The sequence below is a fragment of the Moorena sp. SIO4E2 genome, assembly GCF_010671945.1.
Lineage (GTDB): Bacteria > Cyanobacteriota > Cyanobacteriia > Cyanobacteriales > Coleofasciculaceae > Moorena > Moorena producens.
In genome coordinates this window covers 1-1,251 of sequence record NZ_JAAHIE010001299.1, presented here as the reverse complement: position 1 = coordinate 1,251, position 1,251 = coordinate 1, and the positions used below count along the sequence as shown (strand labels likewise).

The following is a 1,251-nucleotide window of genomic DNA, read 5'->3' as shown; positions in this document are numbered from 1 at the left end:
CATTTCCGGTTTCCTCCGCCATCAGATAAACGGAAATCTCTCGCATTGCCCGGAGATTGTCCGTGTTGCGTCCATCCACCCAACTTCCTCGCACATCCGGTCCCCAACCATCACCACCTTTTCCCTTTCCATAAATCGGGTGAGGACGCCCATTGGGGTCTGTTTCTGTCCAGGTTTTGGCACCGTCAAACATTCGCTGTTTGTAGGTCGGGTCGAGAAATTGCCCAAAGAAGAAGTATTTTCGGATTTGTCCTTTGAGAGTGAAAGCGTAATAGTAGTCAATACCCTCAGTATGTTGGTTATCTTGAGCTTGGGCATCTTCTGATTGCAGAAACTCTAGGGCTTTTTCCCGATTGCCAACAATAAAATCAAACATGGCATAGGGATAAGACCGCTTCTCATTTTCCCCGTAGTTGTTGCCATAACCTTTACCACCGTAGTACTGAATTGCCTGGTTGGCTCGCACCCAGAATTCTGACTCTAATTCAGGAGTCCACTGATTCCTATACTTGGTCGCAATCGGTAAGGGTTCAATCTGAATTAGATCAGTAACAGATCTGCTAATCACTGGTTTAGCCTCTGACGCTGGTGTGGTCGGTATAACTTGGTGGGTACAGCCCAAGACAGCGCCAGCAACAACGAAAGCATTGCTTAATAATGGAATGATTTTAAGAGTGAGGTGGAATGGGCATCTTGGTGGAACTGGCATCTTGCCAGTTTCAATATATTTTCGGGCGGGCAGGATGCCCACTCTACTCCTATTCATGGGAAGATTCAGCCACGGGACAAAGGAAGCTACTAGTAAGTGACGAGATTTCCGAGATTTCACCAGATTTCACCAATTGTAGCGATTGGCCTCAATTCTTACACAACAAGCAACACTGTACACCTGAGCGTCAACCCTAAATTAAACATCGGCACTTCACAATTTTTAATCATGGGCAATGGGGCTCAGAACGCCCAGGGATTGATAAATTCAGGATATAGTCATGTTTGATTTAGTATTTGCTCGCAATTTGGCCACTACATTAATCATACTCACTCTGTTCATTCTTAGCTTCGACAAGTTGTATCGCCAGGATCGAAACGCTGGAAAACCCCAAAGGGTAAAGCACATGCAACACGCCCTTCGAGTCGGATTTGCCCTCAAGGCAACTCAATTCCGTTGACCTTCCCTGAACTAGGTGTGGAATAGGAGCCAGTTCCCTAGTTCGACCCAAGTTACTGGTTTGTCAGATGGCTGTGAATATT

At 46.1% G+C, this 1,251-nt stretch carries 1 protein-coding gene and 1 pseudogene; one reads left to right on the top strand and one right to left on the bottom strand.

All coding sequences use genetic code 11. From position 1 onward, the window contains the following. A pseudogene (locus F6K37_RS46005) lies at window positions 1-829 on the bottom strand (hypothetical protein); the annotation flags it as partial. A 160-nt stretch (window positions 830-989) separates the two neighbouring features. On the opposite strand from F6K37_RS46005, the gene F6K37_RS46000 reads away from it, so the two are divergent. After that, window positions 990-1,169, top strand: a complete 180-nt coding sequence (locus tag F6K37_RS46000; RefSeq protein ID WP_008181206.1) for a hypothetical protein — start codon at window positions 990-992, stop codon at window positions 1,167-1,169. Window positions 1,170-1,251: the final 82 nt, after the last annotated feature.